At 68.3% G+C, this 17,188-nt stretch carries 18 protein-coding genes and 3 tRNA genes; 10 read left to right on the top strand and 11 right to left on the bottom strand.

The window, feature by feature from the left end; all coding sequences use genetic code 11:
* The first annotated feature begins 1 nt into the window (after position 1).
* The gene (locus tag E0H92_RS35975; RefSeq protein ID WP_131466446.1) at positions 2-1,480 is read left to right on the top strand and encodes an MFS transporter; all 1,479 of its coding nucleotides are present in this window, start codon (positions 2-4) and stop codon (positions 1,478-1,480) included.
* Positions 1,481-1,654: 174 nt separating this feature from the next.
* Here E0H92_RS35975 and E0H92_RS35970 read toward each other — a convergent pair whose 3' ends face one another.
* Together E0H92_RS35970 and E0H92_RS35965 are read right to left on the bottom strand one after the other, a co-directional pair.
* Positions 1,655-2,425: a DNA alkylation repair protein gene (locus E0H92_RS35970; protein WP_275670124.1), complete on the bottom strand. Its 771-nt coding sequence runs from the start codon at positions 2,423-2,425 to the stop codon at positions 1,655-1,657.
* Positions 2,377-3,120 carry an SDR family oxidoreductase gene (locus E0H92_RS35965; RefSeq protein ID WP_131466448.1) on the bottom strand — a complete coding sequence of 248 codons (744 nt, stop codon included), beginning with the start codon at positions 3,118-3,120 and terminating at the stop codon, positions 2,377-2,379. The genes E0H92_RS35970 and E0H92_RS35965 overlap by 49 nt, the downstream gene beginning before the upstream one ends.
* 198 nt (positions 3,121-3,318) lie before the next feature.
* Here E0H92_RS35965 and E0H92_RS35960 point away from each other — a divergent pair, with 198 nt between their 5' ends.
* Both E0H92_RS35960 and E0H92_RS35955 read left to right on the top strand, forming a co-directional pair.
* A complete protein-coding gene (locus tag E0H92_RS35960) occupies positions 3,319-3,702 on the top strand; it encodes an STAS domain-containing protein (RefSeq protein ID WP_131295316.1) in 384 nt (127 codons plus the stop codon).
* A 43-nt stretch (positions 3,703-3,745) separates the two neighbouring features.
* The gene (locus tag E0H92_RS35955) at positions 3,746-4,474 is read left to right on the top strand and encodes a polyprenol monophosphomannose synthase (protein ID WP_131466450.1); all 729 of its coding nucleotides are present in this window, start codon (positions 3,746-3,748) and stop codon (positions 4,472-4,474) included.
* On the opposite strand, the gene E0H92_RS35950 is transcribed toward E0H92_RS35955, so the two are convergent.
* On the bottom strand, positions 4,471-5,367 hold the full coding sequence (locus tag E0H92_RS35950) for a hypothetical protein (RefSeq protein WP_131499362.1): 897 nt from the start codon (positions 5,365-5,367) through the stop codon (positions 4,471-4,473). The genes E0H92_RS35955 and E0H92_RS35950 overlap by 4 nt on opposite strands.
* Before the next feature lie 95 nt (positions 5,368-5,462).
* The gene (locus tag E0H92_RS35945) at positions 5,463-5,804 is read right to left on the bottom strand and encodes a metallopeptidase family protein (protein WP_131499479.1); all 342 of its coding nucleotides are present in this window, start codon (positions 5,802-5,804) and stop codon (positions 5,463-5,465) included.
* Between the two features lie 93 nt (positions 5,805-5,897).
* Here E0H92_RS35945 and E0H92_RS35940 point away from each other — a divergent pair.
* The 6 genes from E0H92_RS35940 to E0H92_RS44445 all read left to right on the top strand — a co-directional run bounded on the left by E0H92_RS35940 (position 5,898) and on the right by E0H92_RS44445 (position 8,385).
* A tRNA-Glu gene (locus E0H92_RS35940) sits at positions 5,898-5,970 on the top strand.
* Between the two features lie 59 nt (positions 5,971-6,029).
* Positions 6,030-6,106 (top strand) — tRNA-Asp (locus E0H92_RS35935).
* A gap of 46 nt (positions 6,107-6,152) precedes the next feature.
* Positions 6,153-6,228 (top strand) — tRNA-Phe (locus E0H92_RS35930).
* 284 nt (positions 6,229-6,512) lie between these two features.
* A complete protein-coding gene (locus tag E0H92_RS35925) occupies positions 6,513-6,791 on the top strand; it encodes a hypothetical protein (RefSeq protein WP_131499361.1) in 279 nt (92 codons plus the stop codon).
* A 132-nt stretch (positions 6,792-6,923) separates the two neighbouring features.
* Entirely contained in the window at positions 6,924-7,400 is a 477-nt protein-coding gene (locus tag E0H92_RS35920) for a GNAT family N-acetyltransferase (RefSeq protein ID WP_165550177.1), read from the top strand.
* A gap of 202 nt (positions 7,401-7,602) precedes the next feature.
* Positions 7,603-8,385: a VOC family protein gene (locus tag E0H92_RS44445; RefSeq protein ID WP_165550176.1), complete on the top strand. Its 783-nt coding sequence runs from the start codon at positions 7,603-7,605 to the stop codon at positions 8,383-8,385.
* Positions 8,386-8,396: 11 nt separating this feature from the next.
* Here E0H92_RS44445 and E0H92_RS35910 read toward each other — a convergent pair whose 3' ends face one another.
* Positions 8,397-9,053: a response regulator gene (locus tag E0H92_RS35910; RefSeq protein ID WP_131499359.1), complete on the bottom strand. Its 657-nt coding sequence runs from the start codon at positions 9,051-9,053 to the stop codon at positions 8,397-8,399.
* Positions 9,050-10,192: a sensor histidine kinase gene (locus tag E0H92_RS35905; protein ID WP_131499358.1), complete on the bottom strand. Its 1,143-nt coding sequence runs from the start codon at positions 10,190-10,192 to the stop codon at positions 9,050-9,052. The genes E0H92_RS35910 and E0H92_RS35905 overlap by 4 nt, the downstream gene beginning before the upstream one ends.
* Positions 10,193-10,347: 155 nt before the next feature.
* Between E0H92_RS35905 and E0H92_RS35900 the strand changes: the two genes are divergently transcribed.
* The gene (locus tag E0H92_RS35900) at positions 10,348-12,495 is read left to right on the top strand and encodes an MMPL family transporter (RefSeq protein WP_131499357.1); all 2,148 of its coding nucleotides are present in this window, start codon (positions 10,348-10,350) and stop codon (positions 12,493-12,495) included.
* Here the strand turns inward: E0H92_RS35900 and E0H92_RS35895 are convergent.
* From E0H92_RS35895 to E0H92_RS35875, 5 genes are all read right to left on the bottom strand, one after another.
* A complete protein-coding gene (locus tag E0H92_RS35895) occupies positions 12,424-13,380 on the bottom strand; it encodes a hypothetical protein (RefSeq protein WP_131466511.1) in 957 nt (318 codons plus the stop codon). The two genes, E0H92_RS35900 and E0H92_RS35895, sit on opposite strands and share 72 nt — an antisense overlap.
* Before the next feature lie 21 nt (positions 13,381-13,401).
* A complete protein-coding gene (locus E0H92_RS35890) occupies positions 13,402-14,064 on the bottom strand; it encodes a DUF4386 family protein (RefSeq protein ID WP_131466513.1) in 663 nt (220 codons plus the stop codon).
* Positions 14,065-14,096: 32 nt separating this feature from the next.
* Positions 14,097-14,618 carry a hypothetical protein gene (locus E0H92_RS44440; RefSeq protein ID WP_165550174.1) on the bottom strand — a complete coding sequence of 174 codons (522 nt, stop codon included), beginning with the start codon at positions 14,616-14,618 and terminating at the stop codon, positions 14,097-14,099.
* Between the two features lie 105 nt (positions 14,619-14,723).
* Entirely contained in the window at positions 14,724-16,007 is a 1,284-nt protein-coding gene (locus E0H92_RS35880; RefSeq protein WP_131466515.1) for a hypothetical protein, read from the bottom strand.
* 144 nt (positions 16,008-16,151) lie between these two features.
* Positions 16,152-16,925, bottom strand: a complete 774-nt coding sequence (locus E0H92_RS35875) for a hypothetical protein (RefSeq protein ID WP_131499356.1) — start codon at positions 16,923-16,925, stop codon at positions 16,152-16,154.
* Positions 16,926-17,188 lie beyond the last annotated feature (263 nt).

Here is a 17,188-nt window from a genome sequence, read left to right as displayed (position 1 = left end):
CATGACTGATGAGCGGATCGCGCTGGGCACGGCGCGAGGGCGGTGGGTGCTGGCCGCCACCGCGCTGGGGTCGGGGATGGCGTTCCTGGACGGGACCGTCGTCAACGTCGCGCTGCCGGCGATGGGCGAGGACCTGAACGCCGACATGGCCGGCCTGCAATGGATCGTCAACGGTTACATGCTGATGCTGGCGTCGCTCGTACTGCTCAGCGGTTCGCTCGGCGACCGGCTCGGGCGGCGGCGTACGTTCGTGGTCGGCGTGATCTGGTTCGCCGCGGCCTCCGTCGTCTGCGCGATCGCCCCGAACCTCGAGGTGATGATCGCGGGCCGCGTGCTGCAAGGCATCGGCGGCGCATTGCTGACCCCCGGCAGCCTGGCCATCCTGCAGACGACGTTCCAGCACTCCGATCGCGGAAAAGCGGTCGGCACCTGGTCGGGTCTCACCTCGGTCGCGGCGGCCGTCGGCCCGTTCGTCGGCGGCAGTCTGGTCGACAGCGGATCGTGGCAGCTGATCTTCCTGCTCAACGTGCCGCTCGCTGTGGTGACGGTTCTCGTCACGCTCCGGCACGTACCGGAGACCCGCGACGAGGAGGCCGCCGGCAAACTCGACGTCAACGGCGCGATCCTCGCGACCGTCGGGCTCGCCGGCATCACGTACGGCCTGATCAGCGCCGGCGACCACGGTTTCGGCGACGCGATGGTGCTGACCAGCCTGGCGATCGGCGTCGTCGCCTTCCTGGCGTTCATCGAGGTGGAGCGGCGCGGCGCGCACCCGATGCTGCCGTTGAACATCTTCGCCAACCGCCGCTTCACCGGCGCGAACCTGGTCACCGTCGTCGTGTACGGCGCCCTCGGTACGGCGACCTTCCTGGTCGTCGTCTACCTGCAGACCGCCCTGCACTACTCCGCTCTCTGGGCCGGCGCTGCCCTGCTCCCGATGACCGTACTGATGCTCGGCCTGTCCGGGTACGCCGGTGGTCTGGCCGACCGGATCGGTCCGCGCATCCCGATGACCGTCGGCCCGGTGCTGATGGCCGGTGGGTTCCTGTTGATGCTGCGGATCAACACCGGTACGAGCTACTACACCGCCGTACTGCCCGCCGTCGTTCTGCTCGGGCTCGGTCTGGTCGCGACCGTGGCGCCGCTGACCGCGACCGTACTGTCGTCGGTCGAGGACCACCACGCGGGCATCGCGTCCGGGGTGAACAACGCGGTCGCCCGATCGGCGCAACTGATGGCGGTCGCGGCGATCCCGATGGCGGCCGGTATCACCGGCGACGCGTACCGCGACCCCGTTGCCTTCCACAACGGATTCGGGCACGCGTTGTGGATCTCGGCCGTCCTCGCGGCAGCCGGCGGCGTGATCGCGTGGGTGACGCTCGGCGACCGCGGCGTACCGCGCAAGCACGACGTCGTACACCACCACACCCATTGCGCGCTCGAGGCCCCGCCGTACGCCGACAGCCGCACGCCGAGCTGATTTGTCGACTTGGTCCTGTCTGGTGGTCCGGCGCCGTAGCGAGGAGGTGCTCGGTGCGGTGCATCGGCGTGCGGGGGCGAAGGTCTCGATGCGGAGCATCGTGGCCTTTGCACCCGTGCGGCGAGGTGCCGTGCCGAGTGCCCCGCAGTAGGCGATGGACCACCAGACAGGGCCTTATCTTGTGAGGTAGTGCGCGCGGCTTTCGGGGTCCAGGCGCTCGATGGCGTAGCGGAGCATGGTGCGCGGCATCCGGGTCGCGTACCGGTCCAGGAACGCGCGCAGTTCGTCCTCGGAAACCCGCTTGCCCGCCTCCCGCAACATCCAGCCGGAGGCCTTGTGCACAAGGTCTTCCCGATCGTCGAGAACCTCGGCGGCCAGCCGGTATGTGTCCGCGGTCTGCCCCTGGCCGATCAGGAACTGCGTGGCGACCAGCGCGATCCGGCGTTCCCACAGCTGGTCGGAGCGGATCAGTACGTAGAGGGGGTCGCGCGGCTTGTCGAGCAGGTACCCGCCGACGATCTGCGGAGCGCTGCAGTCGACCAGATCCCAGTTGTTGATGTACGCCGTACTTCTTGTGTACAGCTCGTAGATCGCCGCGAGCTCCTGCGGGTTCGCCGTACGGGGCTTGAGGCTGCGGGTCGCGCGATCGGCCAGTAGACAAAGGATCGCGAGCCGATGCTCGTGCACCGGGCTGGTCAGGGCCTGCTCGAGTTCGGGCAGCGGGAGGTCGGCGCGCAGGTACGGCTTGAGGATGCCGCGGATCGTCGAGAGCTTCACGCCGATCATCTGGTCGCCGTGACCGTAGCCGCCGGGCTGGAGCTGGAAGTAGCGCGCGAGGACCTCCGCCACCGCGGGATCCGCGGCCGCGTCTACGTCGGCGATCAGAGCCTTCGTACTCAGACCAGCATCCCTCCGGTTGCGCGGAGGTTCTGCCCGGTCATCCACCGGGCGTCTGGGCCGGCGAGGAACGCGACCACGTCCGCGACCTCGGCAGGCTCACCCATCCGGCCGAGCGCGGTGATGCCGACCAGGGCCTCCTGCACCGCGGGCGGATTGTGGTCGTGGAACATGTCGGTATCGGTCGCGCCCGGCGACACCGTGTTGACCGTGATCGCCCGCGGACCGTACTCGCGAGCAGCGACCTTCACGAACTGTTCGAGCGCTGCCTTGCTCGCGGCGTACAGCGAGATCCCGGGCCCCGGCATCACGGTGTTGAGGGTCGACAGCGCGACGATCCGGCCGCCGTCCGGGAGGACACGGCCGGCGCGCTGGATCGCGAAGTACGGACCTTTGACGTTCGTCGCGAACAGCTGGTCGTAGTCCTCGACCGTGACCTCGGCGATCGGCTTCACCATCGCCTGCGCCGCGTTGCAGACGAAGATGTCCAGCGTCCCGGTCGGCTCGGCCGCCTTGTCGAACAGCTCGTCGATCCCGGACAGGTCGGCTTGATCCGCCTGTACGGCGATCGCCTCGCCGCCGGCGGCCTTCACCTCCGCGACCACCTCGGCCGCGGCCGCTTCGCTGCTCGCATACGTGAAAGTCACCACGGCGCCGTCCGCGGCCAACCGCCGTACGATCGCCGCGCCGATCCCCCGCGAGCCACCGGTGACCAGCGCCGTCTTACCGTCGAGAACGCCCATACCGCCTTGTCTACCACCCGGCTGGGTCCGTCGTTTGTTTGACTCTGACAGCGCTTACAGCCGTCAGGTCACGCTCCGGCGTCCATCGTCGGTGGACCCGTTGTACGGCTTGCTCGTTGGGGCATACGGTGTGAGGACAGGGCAGTTCCATATCCGCCAGGACCCGCGTTCGTGGCGCTACCCGGGGGAGAGACCCGCGTGACCAGCCATCCAGAGCCACGGGACGGCGAGATGATCCGGACCACCTTCGAGGCGGTCACCGAGGAGCTGGAGCCCGGCGTACTGCTGGTCCGGATGTCCGGTGAGATCGACATCGCCAGCACCGACTTCGCCGCCGAGGCGATCCGCGCCGCGGTCGCACCGCCGGCCCGGCTGGTCCTGATCGACGTCTCCGCGGTCACGTTCTGCAGCTCCGCCGGCCTCGGCAACCTCGTCGAGGCCCGGAACCTCGCCGGTCAGCACAACATCACGCTCGCGCTGGTCGGCGTCGGCCGCCCGGTCGACCGCCCGCTCAGCGTCACGGGCCTCGGCGGTCAGTTCCGCATCTTCAGCACGGTCACAGAGGCGCTCACCCAGCTCTGACCGCGGATACGGTAGCTTTCGGTGTCTCCGACGAAGGAAAGTCATGGGTGAGCTAGCCAAGATCGTGGTCGTCGTACCGACCTACAACGAGCGGGAGAACCTGCCCGTGCTGGCCGGGCTGCTGTCCGACCTGAACCTGCCCGGCCTGGAGCTTCTCGTCGTCGACGACAACTCCCCCGACGGTACGGGCGACGTCGCCGACGAACTGGCGAAGGAGTCGCCGGAGAAGGTCGGCGTACTGCACCGGACCACGAAGGACGGGCTCGGCCGCGCGTACATCGCCGGGATCACCCGCGCGCTCGACGAAGGTGCCGACATCGTCATCCAGATGGACGCGGACCTGTCGCACCCCGCCTCGGTCGTCCCGACCATGGTCGAGATGCTGCGCACCACCGACGCCGGCGTCGTGATCGGCTCCCGGTACGTCCCGGGCGGCTCGGCCGCGGCCGAATGGGGCTGGCACCGCCGGGCGCTGTCCGCGTGGGCCAACTTCTACGTCAACGCCATCCTGCGCCTGCACGTCAAGGACGCCACCGCCGGGTTCAAGGCCTGGAAGGCCGACACCCTGCGCTGGATCGACGTCGCGTCGATCGAGAGCAACGGGTACTCGTTCCAGGTCGAGATGAACTACCGCACGGTCAAGCGCGGCCTGAAGATCGCCGAAACCCCGATCCGCTTCGAGGAACGCACCGAAGGTGTCTCCAAGATGTCCCTCAAGGTCCAACTCGAGTCGGCCCTCATGCCCTGGAAACTCCTGTTCGGCCGCTCCTAGATCGACCGCGCAACCGAGGCCAGCATCCGGTTCGCGTCACGGAACGCCTTGTCCGCGACGTCCGGTCGGGCCTGCACACACACCGACACCGTGACGTTGTGGATCGACTCCACTCCGGTCATCGTCGTGCACCGAGCGGTGACTGAGACCGACGCGCCGTTCTGCCGAAGCCGCCCGGTATACGACATCTGGGCCTGGCTCTGGATGTTCGAGTTGGCCGGGCTGAGAGACTTGACCGGCCCCTTCACCACCGCCGCCAACTTGTCCAGGGCGATCAGGTCGCGCGCGATGACCGGGACAGCTTTGGCGGCCGGATAGCCAACTGGGTTGACCACCACCAGCAGGAGCGATCCCTTGCTCGCAGGCCCGAGCGTCACCGTGTATTTCGACGTGTAGAGCCTCCGCCATCCACTGGCGGGCTTGATGTACACGTCGTCGTACACGGCGATGCCCTGATCGACATCTCTCAGCGTCCGGCGCCGCTCGGCGGGCGGCTTGGGGGTCGAGCTGGTGGATGGGGTGGTGGACGGCGTTGCCGAGGGTGGCTCGGTGGACGGGCCGGCGGTTGGCGTCACCACCCCATCGGTGAAGGTCGCCGTCGGGATCGGGGCACCGGCGTCGGCAGTTTCGTCGCCACGTCCCGTCAGGAGCACGACAGCACCGCCGATCAGCGCAACCACCACAACCGCCGCGCCGGCCAGTAGCCAAGGCCCCCTCGGACGTTTGGCGGGCGGCTGACCGCCGTACTGCGGTGGCTGGTTGCCGTACTGCGGCGGCGGGGCGTACTGCGGTGGGCCGTACTGCGGTAGTGGAGCAGTGTGTTGGGGCGGGGCGCCGTACGGCTGGTTGGGGCGGTGGTCGGGCTTCCAGGCAGGCGGTTGCTGATCGCTCACGGCGGGGCCTCACTAGATCGTTCAAAAGTCAGGGCGATCCGGTCCCCGAAACCGGCCGCCAGAGGCTACCCCACCGATCCGCGATCGGCCTAGGGTCAGCCGTAGCCGAGTTCGTGCAGGCGGGCGTCGTCGATGCCGAAGTGGTGCGCGATCTCGTGCACGACCGTGATGTTCACCTCATCGACGACGTCGTCGACGGTCTCGCAGATCGCGAGCGTCGGGCTGCGGTAGATCGTGATCCGGTCCGGCAGCACGCCGCCGTAGTCGTGCCCGCGCTCGGTCAGCGGGATACCCTCGTAGATCCCGAGCAGGTCCGGATCGCTCGCCGGCGGCTCGTCCTCGACGAACACCGCCACGTTGTCGATCAGCTGGGTGAGCTCGGGCGGGACCTCGTCCAGCGCCTGCGCCACGAGCCCCTCGAAGTCGGCCCGACTCATCTCGATCACCCCGCCAGTATCTCGTTTTGGAAGCTGGCGCGGTCTCCTCTATGCTTACGGCTGTCCCTGGAGCTTCGGCTCCCGCGGGTCCGAGTCCCCATCGTCTAGTGGCCTAGGACGCTGCCCTTTCAAGGCGGTAACGCGGGTTCGAATCCCGTTGGGGATACGGTCGAAAGACCGGTGCAAGAAGTACCTCGAAGATGCTGTAGGATCATCGAGTCATTTGGCCCAGTGGCGCAGTTGGTTAGCGTGCCGCCCTGTCACGGCGGAGGTCGCGGGTTCGAGTCCCGTCTGGGTCGCCAGGAGAAGGCGGCGGTGTCCACAACACCGCCGCCGAATTTTCTCCCCGGTCAGGTAGCTCAGCTGGTAGAGCGTCCGCCTGAAAAGCGGAAGGTCGGCGGTTCGAGACCGCCCCTGACCACCACCACCCTCTCCGCCCGCCGGGGAGGGATTTTTCTTTCCCACGCACGCTACGCAGGCGCTACCTTCGTCGCTCCGCTCCTCAGCGCACCCGCTACGCGAGCTCCCGCCCACCCTCCGGCTTAGCGCCGGCATCGTTGCGAGCTGTCGCTCGCGGTTGCGCGCTTAGCGCGCGCCTCGACGGCCAACGTCGGCCATCTCTCGCAACGCGACCGTGCAACCAGCAACTGCCGGGCCCGAGCAGGGATGGCGGCAGGTGAGGGGTGCGTGGACCGGCATACTCGGTGCATGACCGGGAGCGGCGACGGAGAGTGGGCGGCGCGTCCAGGCGTTGCGCCCTCCAATGTGACCGACGAGGCAGCGTCCAGGCTTGAAGTCGACGGTGAGGACTTCGAGCTACGGTCCGACGGGTTCGGTGGGACACACTACGACTGGATCAGCGGGCCTAACGCCGGCTATGGATTCAGCACGAGCCCGTCCCCCGGCTCGCTCGAGCAGCACCGGGCGAATATCCGGACCTTCCTCTCGATGGTCGACCCCACCACTGGCTACATCGAGGACGACTGACCTCTGCCTGGCACCAGCTCGCATTCCAGTGCCAGTGAGGACTCTTCTCACATGCGGCTTCTGGGGATCGCCAGTCACCTCGCGCCCAGGACTTAGCTGAGATGGAGCCCTTCGGCGTGGTTTGCTGGTGCGGTGACAGCGGAGATTCGCCTTGCGACTCAGGCTGATGTCGAGGGACTCGTTGGGCTTGAGGGGCAACTGTTTGCTGGGGATGCCGGTGAGCATGACCCTGGGGTCGATGTCACGTGGCCGGAGCGGTGTGGGGCTGCGGACTTCTTGGCGTTGTTGGGGAATGAGAAGGCGCTGGTGTTGGTCGCAACGGATGCGCTGGGGCCTTGCGGGCATTTGGTTGGGTGGGTGAGTGAGGCGAGTGAGGTACGCCGTGGTGTGGTGACCGGGTACCTGCGCAGCCTGTTCGTTGAGGAGCGTGCGCGTCGGCACGGCACTGCGAGCGGGCTCGTGGAGCGGTTTGTAGCGTGGGCTGAGGGTGAGCGTGGTGCGGTCTCGGTGTCGGTTACGGCGTACGCACGAAATCAGAACGCGCGCGCGTTTTATGCAGATCTCGGATTCGAAACCGTCAGCGTCGTGCTGACACGGGCGAGAGGCTGAGGGGATGGCTCGGGATCTTGTGGAAGTTGCGTGTCGGTGGGTTGAGGCGTTGGAGCGGGCGGATGTGGCGGGGGCCAATGCCGTTAGTGGGTTGGGTGGGTGGGATCCGGGGCCTTGGATCGCGGGGTCGTGGCGGCCGGATGTGGAGGGGCTTGCGGGGGCGGGGCGCGTGGTGGGTAGTGCTCGGCAGGTTAACGAGCGGATGGTTCGGGTTGTTCTGGTTGGGGAGCGTGGGCGGGCGTTTGTGAGTGTGGTGCTCGACGAGGACGGCAGGGTTGTTGGTACGTCGGTGGACTCCGACGAGCAGGACGGACGGTTTTGGGTCGTCGTGGGATGCCCGGAGGAGCGGGAGGATGAGCTGCGGGCGTTCTACAGGATGCTTACCCAGGGGCGGATCGGGACGGGTGAGGGGCGGATGCGCCCGCCGCGCTGGCGCGATCCGGCGTACCCGACGCAGATCCATCTCGACGTGCAGGTGGCTGACCTGGAGGCCGCCGAGCAGGCGGTGCTGGAGCGTGGCGCGACGAAGCTGGAGGAGTTTCCCGGGTGGCGGGTGTACGCCGACCCGGTAGGCCATCCCTTCTGCTTGTACCCCGGGCTTACCGAACCGACGGATCGACTCGGCACGCTCGTCCGCGTGGTGATCGACTGCGCCGACCCGCGACCGATGGCCGAGTTCTGGGGCGCCATGCTCGACATGCCCCGTACGGTCGAAGACTCACCCGACCGGATCGTGATCGCCCGCGACGACGACCGACTGCCGATGCTCGCCCTGCAGCGCGTCCCCGACTACCAACGACCACGCTGGCCGGACCCCGACTACCCGCCCCAGATGCACTTCGACATCGGGGTCGACGACCGGGCCGCGAAAGAACGCCTCGCACTCGAGCGAGGAGGGACACGGCTACCACCGCAGGGCGGCAGCTGCCCGGTGTACGCCGACCCCGCCGGCCACCCGTTCTGCCTTTGCTACAAGGGCGAGTGAGCCGAACACCGCTAGGGCTTGATGCGGCCGGTTTCGTAGGCCCAGATGGCTATTTCTACTCGGTTTCGGGCTGCTGTTTTGGCCATCACGCTGGCTAGGTGGGTTTTGACGGTGCTGAGGCTGATGTGGAGTTCGGTGGCGATCTCGGCGTTGGTTCGGCCGGTGGCGGCGGCTAGGAGGACTTGTTCTTCGCGGGTGGTGAGCGGGTCGACGGGCTGGATCGGTGTGCGGCCGGTGGGGGGTTCGGTGAAGGCGGCCAGGAGGCGGGCGGTGATCTTCGGCGCGATCAAGGCGTCGCCGTTGGCGGCGGCTCGGATCGCCTGGACGAGAAGGTCGGGGCCGGCGTCCTTGAGCAGGAACCCGCGCGCGCCGGCCTTCAGCGCGCCGTACACGTACTCGTCGAGGTCGAAGGTAGTGATCACCACGATCGCCACTGGGTCGTCGACGTCGGGTCCGGCGAGTTCGCGGGTCGCCGCGATCCCGTCCAGCCCGGGCATCCTGATGTCGAGCAGACACACGTCGGGCCGCAGCCGGCGCGCGAACTCGACCGCTTCGAGCCCGTCGGCCGCCTGACCGACCACCTCGATACCGGGCTGAGCATCGAGGATCATCGCCAGCCCGGTCCGGACGAGATCTTGGTCGTCGGCGACGAGCACCCGGATCGTCATCGCCCACCCGCCGTCCGCGGAAGTACCACGTCGACAGACCAGCCCCGGTCCGGATCAGGACCCGCCGAGAGCGTGCCGCCCAGCAGCGTCGCGCGTTCGGTCATCCCCACCAGGCCGTACCCGCCCGGGTTCCGCGAGGTCGCTTCCCCGTCGTCGCGGACAGTCAGCTGGACGGAGTCGTCGTACGACGCCAACCGTACGTCGATGCGCGTCGCCTGCCGGGCGTGACGTACGGCGTTCGTGATCGACTCCTGCGCAATGCGATAGATCGCTGCGCCGACCGCGCGGTCGAGATCACCGAGGTCGCCCGACACCTCGACCTCGACCCGCGGCCTATCCCCGGCGCGGCGGGCGAGTTGTTCCAGGTCGGCCACCCCGGGCTGTGGCGCGAGCTCCGCCGTACCGTCGTCACGCAGTACGCCGACCATCGCGCGCATCTCGGCCAGGGTCCGCGTGCCCTCCGCCTCGATGATGGCGAGCGCGTCGACCGCGGCTTCCGGGCGGGTGACCGCGACGGCTCGGCCGGCCTGGGCGCGGATGACGATGGCCGAGACATGATGAGCGACCGTGTCGTGCAACTCCCGCGCCAGCAGCTCGCGCTCCCGGAGCCGTACCTGGCCGAGTTCGCGGTTCCGGGCGGTCCACCGATAGCGGACTGCGAGCCCGAGCGTCGCGGGGAAGAGCAGGAACATGCTGCCCCCCACGACTTCGCCCCACCCGGTGAAGTCACTGGCGAATCCCAGCACCATCGCCACGATGATCAACACCAACCCGCAGAGGATCTCGCGGCCTGATCCCCAGCGAGCGAGGGAGTACGGCAACAGCACCACGCAGATCATCGAGTAGAGGCCGAAGGTCGCCTCGCCACTGATCAGGGTCGCGACGTTGATCAGGATCAGGGTGCCGAACACAGCGGCCACCACCGCGAACGGGCGGGTACGACGCCACAGCAGCGCACACGCGACCGCGACGGCGATCACGAGCGCGAACGGCCTCCAGACGACGTCCTCGCGGAGTACGCCTTCGAGAACGGCCGCCGTCAGCAGGCCGGCGACGAGCACCCAGTCGCGCCACACCCGCCTGGGTGCGTCCAGTGCCCGCGGCTCGGCCAGCACCGAGCGGACCGCGTTTCTCAACATGACCACAGCGTAGGGACTCCAGGCGCGGATCGGATCGGCTCAAAGTACGGGACGCGCCCCAGCTGTTTGGCCGAGGGAAGTCCGGCTCATCGCCCGAGGTGAGGGCCGCCTGCTCGACCACACCATGAGTCCAACTCCGCTGAAAGGGACGCACGATGAGGTCGAATCTGTACAGACTGGGCCGGTACGCCGCACGCCGGCCCTGGGTGGTGATCGGGGCGTGGCTCGTGATCGCCGCGCTCGTGGTCGCGGCTTCCGGAGTCTTCGGAAAGAAGCTCGAGGAATCGTTCGGAGCGCCCGGCGTGGATTCGCAGTACGCGACCGACCTGCTGTCGGCCGCGGGCGCGGATCAGGCCGGGCTGACCGCGAAGGTGGTCGTGACCCCGCTCGATGAGAAGGCGACGCTCAGCTCGCCCGAACTGCAGGCCGCGATGACGCAATTACGCTCGGCCGCAGCCTCCGTGCCGCACGTGCTGGAAGCCGGCGAACCCGTCGTCTCGCCTGACGGCCGCGTGGGGCTGATCCAGCTTCAATATCCGGTGCTCGACGAATTGGAGCCGAGCGACCTCGAGCAGCTCAAGACCTTGTCCGCGGTGGAATCGCCGCTGCGGATCGAGTTGGGCGGGGACCTCTTCTACGCGTTCGAGGAAGCACCGACCGGTCTCGGCGAGGCGGTCGGGCTGATCGCCGCGATGGTCATCCTGCTGCTCGCGTTCGGATCGATCATCGCGATGGGGCTCCCGATCGGGATGGCGGTGTTCGGCCTCGCGCTGGCGATCAGCTCCCTGTCCCTGGTCACGTACCTCATCGACCTGCCCAGCTGGGCGCCCGTACTCGGCAGCATGGTCGGGCTCGGTGTGGGCATCGACTACGCGCTGATCATCGTCACCCGGCACCGCGAGTACCTGGCCCGCGGGCTGGCGGTCGACGATTCGGTCGGGCGTGCCGTCGCCACGGCGGGACGGGCTGTGCTCTTCGCCGGCGGGACGGTGGTGATCGCAATCCTCGGGCTGGCGGTGGCCGGCGTACCGTTCATGACCGCCGGCGGGATCGCCATCTCGCTGATCGTGCTGACGATGGTGCTCGCTTCCATCACTTTGCTGCCCGCGTTCCTGGGCCTGGCCGGGCACTGGATCAACCGGCTTCGGGTACGTCGCGTGCGGTCGTCACACGGTGTGGGCTGGGCGCGGTGGGCGGGTCACGTGTCCAAACACGCCGTCGCGTACGCCGTGGGCGCCACCGTCCTCCTGCTCGCGCTGGCCGCACCCGTGCTCGCTCTCCGCGTCGGCACGCCCGACGACGGCGTACTACCCGAGCAGCGCACCGAGCGCCGGGCGTACGACCTGGTGGCCGCGGGATTCGGTGCCGGTAGCAACGGTCCGCTGGTGATCGCCGTCGACATCTCGCGCGATCCTGCCGTCGTACAACCGCTGTTCGAGGCCGTCCGCGCCGATCGGGGCATCGCGTCGGTCGCGCCTCCGTCGGTGAACACCGCGGCCGGTGTCGCGTCGTTGATCGCCGTACCGACGACGGGACCGCAGGACGCTGCGACGATGACGACGGTCGAACGGCTCCGCGCGGAGGTCTTTCCGTCGGTACTGCGGAACAGCCCGGCGAAGGCACATGTCGGGGGTCAGACCGCGACGCTCGCGGATGTGGGCGCGAAGGTCAACGATCGGCTGCCGTGGTTCATCGGCGCCGTGATCCTGTTGTCCGTGGTGCTTCTGACCGTGGTGTTCCGGTCGGTCGTCGTACCGCTGAAGGCCGCGCTGATGAACCTGCTCAGCATCGGCGCCTCGTTCGGCGTCCTGGTGATGATCTTCCAGTGGGGCTGGGCCGCGGACCTCATCGGGCTGGAGTCGACCGTTCCGATCCTGCCGTTCATCCCGATGTTCATGTTCGCGGTGGTGTTCGGGCTCTCGATGGACTACGAGGTCTTCCTGCTCAGCCGGATCCGCGAGGAGTACGTCCGGACCCACGACAACACCGCCTCGACCATCCACGGCATCACCACCACCGGCCGCGTGATCACGTCGGCGGCGCTGATCATGATCGCGGTCTTCGTCAGCTTCTCCCTCGCCGACGATCCGACGGCCAAGATGTTCGGCCTCGGCCTGGCCACCGCCGTCTTCGTCGACGCGACGATCGTGCGACTCGTTCTCGTACCGGCCCTGATGAAACTCCTGGGCGACGCGAACTGGTGGACACCTTCGTGGGCTGCCCCGAAGGTCCTACCTGAGGTGAGGGTAGACGTCGAGTCTCGTGCCGGTGTCGGCGCTGATGACGGGCTTGTCTCCGAGTGAGGCGGTGAGTGTGACGGTGGCTGGGGTGCTGAGGCCTATGGCTACGCAGGCGCCCTGCAGCGGGCCGTGACTTCCGCCGATGATCACCATGTCGTCGAGCTCGAGGACGTGGGCTCGCAGGTCGGGGTCGCACTTGCCGTGGTGGAGGTTGACGGTGAGCGTGTTGCCGTCGGCTCGAGTGAGGCTCCCGACCGAGAGCAGGCCACGGTCCGGCTCGGCGAGACCAGGCAGTGGGGTGGGCTGGGGCAAAGGTTTGAGCACCGCCGGGGAGATGGCCAGCGCGACGATCGGTCTCGACAAGCCCTTCGCGGTGAAGGACCAGGCCGGCACCGTCGCGCGGCCGGCGCTCGTGTCCACCTCGACTGTCTTCAGGGAGCCGCTGGTGATCACGAGTTTGCATTTCGATACCGGCACCGCCATGTGGCCGCAGTTGTCGTGCGTCGCTCCGATCGCCGCGGTCAGTGCGGGACGGGGAGCGAGGACGTCGACCGACATGCTCGGTCCGTCGGTGAAGTCGATGCGAGTCATGCCGGCGGATCTGAGTTGTACGCCGGGCGCGATGACGACGTACCCCGCCATCCACGCAACCTTCTGCTCGGTCGTGTCGAAGGCGAGGCCCGGCGTCCGGGACTCGTACAGGAAGATCCCCTCCGGAGGCTTCGGGAGCCCTGCGGCGCGGACGGCCTGTGCGACAGCACGAGCCCGATCGAGAAACGCCGGAGTCGCAGGGCCCTGCGGGATCTGCGTCCCAACCGCGTCACTAGGCCTCGGGGTGGTGGTCGGCGTTGCGCTGCTTTGGCTGGACGTTGGCGCTGCCTCGTTCCCACAGGCCGACAGCGTCAGGGCGGCGAGCACGACAGCGGGAACCAAGTGCGAGTGCCTCATAGCTGGAAGACGCACCGAGCATCACGATTCGTTGCGGCGGGTCAGGAGTACGGCGGTGGTGAGTAGCCAGAACCAGACGGCGACATACGGCACCAGCCAGGCGACCTCGACCGTCCAGACGAACTGTGCCAGGGCCAGGGCGATTCCGCTGATGACACCCCACCGGCCCAGCCAGCGCGGCATCGTCCCGGACGTCACCATGATCCATCCGCAGGCGAAGGCGAATCCGCCCATCGGGAGCCACACGTTGGCGAACCCCAGGTGACCGACGTCGTACGCGTACGCCAACTGTCCCGCGTCGAGGTCCGCGGATCGGCGGGCCGCTGCCTCCTCGGTCGAGTCGAGGATGACGAACCCGGCCAACAGCAGGGCCGACAGGAGCGCCATCGTCGACCGCAGCGGAACTTCCCCGTCGGCCTTTCGCAGCAGGAGAGCCAGACCCACCAGGAACCAGAGAAGTATGAACATCCCGATGTCGGCGACGACCTCCACCAGCCGGATCCAGGTCGCGTCCAGGCCACGCACATACTCGGCAGCCTGAGCGACGGTCGCATTGACCGGCGGCTCACCCGGCGAACCGGCGATCAACCCTGCGAACAGCACCACGGCGCCGACCAGCCCGGTCACCCCGATCACGCGCGCAAGCGGGTCAGCGCGCACCGGCAATACGTCACGATCCGTCATGCCCTCAGAATGCGCTCACTGTCCAGGTGAGGCTAGGGACGGAGTGGACCCACCAACAGGCGAATTACGAGGGCGGCCAGGAGTAGAGCGACCAGACCGGTCAGGGCTGTTAGGGAGAGGATGCAGGCGGCGGTTCTGACGATCGTCAGGGGACGGGTGGTCTTGGTGAAGCCGTCAGAGAGGATGGTGACTGCGGCCAGGGTAGTGAAGGCTGCGGCGGCTGTGGCCAAGACGATGTAGTGGTGGCCGCCCAGGGTCGCGGTGGCGGTGAACTTGGAGGCGTGGTCCAGCCACTCGCCCAGCGTGTACATCCAGATCACTGTGGCCAGGTCCGCAGCCATCAGGAACCACAGAACGATCGCGGCGCGTACGTCGGCGCGTTTGCGGACCACTGCGCGGTCTGAGGTGCGTGAGAGCAGTGCCGGCACCAGATAGCGCCGGGTGCTGTGGGTCCGGCCGCGGGTGGGGCCACGGCCGGCGCGGGGTGTGGTGCGGGTACGGCGGTTGTTGCCGGGGCGGGTGCGGCGGCTGGTGGCTCGAGAGACGACGGTCATGGCTCGCTCCTCGGGAGGTCGATCGGTCGCGCATTCCATTACGCGATGACCTGCACACACAGGGCGAACATCGATGCCGTGACGGCACCACCTGGTCAGTCGTGGTCAGTCGTGGTCGTACGCGGCGGCCAGCTCGGCCACCAAGGGACCTCCGGTCGCAGCCGTGGTGCTGAACCACGGGTGATTGCTGCTGCCGTTGACAAGGTCAGAGATGTCTTCGCGAGCAGGACCGCCTAGGAAGAGTGGTCCGGTCGTGGGAGCGAGTGCGTCGAGGAGGCGCGTGAGCCGGCGGTTGCGGGCCCGCAGACTGCGCGAGAGCCGCGACTCTGCCGCGGCACGTCGCCACTCGCTCAGGACGAGCTGTGCGCGTCGCTGACGCAGCAGGTCGGTGTCGGACGCGGCCGGCTCCGCACTGTCGGCGTCGAAGACGTCCGCGCGCAGGTCGTCCACCGACGCCCCGCGAAGCGGCACAACCTCAGTAAAAACAGCAGTGCTCGTGTTGAGCGTCAGCAGTGCCGGCGTCTGAGCCTCACCGGAGCGACGGTCGACGAGGCGCACCATCAGCCGGTCGGCGACAACAGGCGACGGCAGCGGCGCGAAAGCGGGCACGACGACGCGTACCGCCGTACCTGTGGGAACTAGTTGTACGTCGCTACCGACGACACGAGCACGCACTCGTCGCGGGTCAACTCCAGAACTCGCCAGCGCCGGCAACGCCCCGGCAACCGACGCCGCCGACTTCAAAGGCACCAGGGACACGCGCTCCCAGGCGGTCTGTACCGCGGCCAGCGCCGCGTCCGGCCCGTCGACCTCACGAGCCAGCGACGCATACCCCGCGGCCAGCCGGGACAACCCCGAAGAGAGTGCCTTAGGCAACGATGCGCCGGCGATCCCGTTCAGGTACGTGCTGACCTCGCCGGCCGACCGGCGGGCGAGCACCACGGCACGATCGACGAAGGTACGCCGGAGCGCGCCCGAGCGCAGCGACCTCGCGGCACGGGCGCGGACGATCGCGCGTTCCGCATCCAGGAGCCCCTGGTTCAACGGCAGCTGCAACCACCAGTCCAACGCGTCGACGACCGCGAGCCGCCGCCAGACCGTGGCCGGCGCGACCTCGAGCGGTACGCCGGCCTTCGCATCACCCGGCGCGAGCAGGCCGGTCACCTCCCGTACCGCGGCCGGCCCGAGCAAGGCCTCGAGCAGATCCCGGTCCGCCGCGTCCCAGCGCCGTACGTCGACCGCATGCCAGCGCGACGGGTCGGCGAGATCGATCTCGACGGCGACCCCAGGCGCCAGTTCCACCGCCCGCACCAGGTCGGCCGGCGTCGATCTCGTCAGCCGTACGTCGGGGCGCCCGACGATCCCCGGGGCAGTCCGGAGGGTCAACATCAGGTCGAACCCCCTTCACGCGCGGCCGGTCGGCGCTCGCCATCGTTGTCGAAGTCAACGATCTCGAACTGCGCACCATCGGATGGAGACGATCTCCAAAGGTTATGACCCAAGTTCTCCCTGGTAAAGGGGACGTAAAGACGATCAGCCCGCCTGGGTCAGCGTCCAGGCCAGCCGCGCACCGGTACGGGCCGGACAACTCGTCGGCGCCGGCGATTCGGTCCAGGGCGGTTCCGGGCGCTCCGCCAGCTCCAGCAGGGCCAGCCGGCGCAGACCGTGGTACCCGCCGGCTCGGCCCCAGACCGTCTTCGTCATCGTGCCCGCCCGCGGCAACGGCAACTGCCGCAGGTCGGTCGCGCTGCGCAGGAACCCCTCGCGGCGCCGGTCCCGCAGCTCACTGAGCTGCTGCCCGACGAGCGGCCGGGCCTCGTCGGTCGCCAGTTCGGTCAGGCTGGTGCCGAGATCGAGCTCCAGCCAGGACAGGTACTCGACGAAGGCCAGCACCAGGATGTGCCGGTCCTGAGGCATCCCACTCGGCCGGTCGGCAGCGAGGGTCCGCAGGTTGCTGAGCTCGCTCTGTTCCCGCCAGATCAGCCGGATCGTCCGGAAGGCAGGACCGGCATGTTCCGGCGGAAGCGCCAGCCGTACGACATCGGATTTCACCACTGGAACGCCCGGCTGATGGCGAGCGATACCGGCCGCGGCGACCCCTAGCGTCTCCCAGGCCCGCCCATGCTCACCGGCCGCGCGGAACGCCATCGCCCGCGCGACGGTCCGCAGATTCGTCCCGAGATACGCGTCCGCGACCCGGCCCGCACCGAGCACCCGCAAGGCGGCTCGCCAGTTCCCCGACTCCAATGCGCCGATCGCCTCGAGATCGCCTGCCGCGATCGTCGGTGTGGCTGATGATCTGCGCATCGGGCACCTGCTCAGGTTGGTACGAACACCCCGTCCGGATCCTCGGGATCTCCTTATCTCCGCGCGTCGCGTGGTTTCAGTTGGCTTCAGGTCGACTTCAGTATTACGGTAGATCCACGGTGTAACTGCGGTCAATCGCCAGTTTGTCAGGAGCAATGGCGATCCAAGCCGTATAAGAGAGCCCTCATTCCTAGGACAGCAGGTCGGCCGGGTGACCCCCGGCGGAGCGCAGTACAGCAGGGCTCGGTGAAGTCGGGTAGAGC

Source organism: Kribbella speibonae, from assembly GCF_004331375.1.
Classification (GTDB): domain Bacteria; phylum Actinomycetota; class Actinomycetes; order Propionibacteriales; family Kribbellaceae; genus Kribbella; species Kribbella sindirgiensis.
This window is presented reverse-complemented; position numbering and strand designations above follow the sequence as displayed.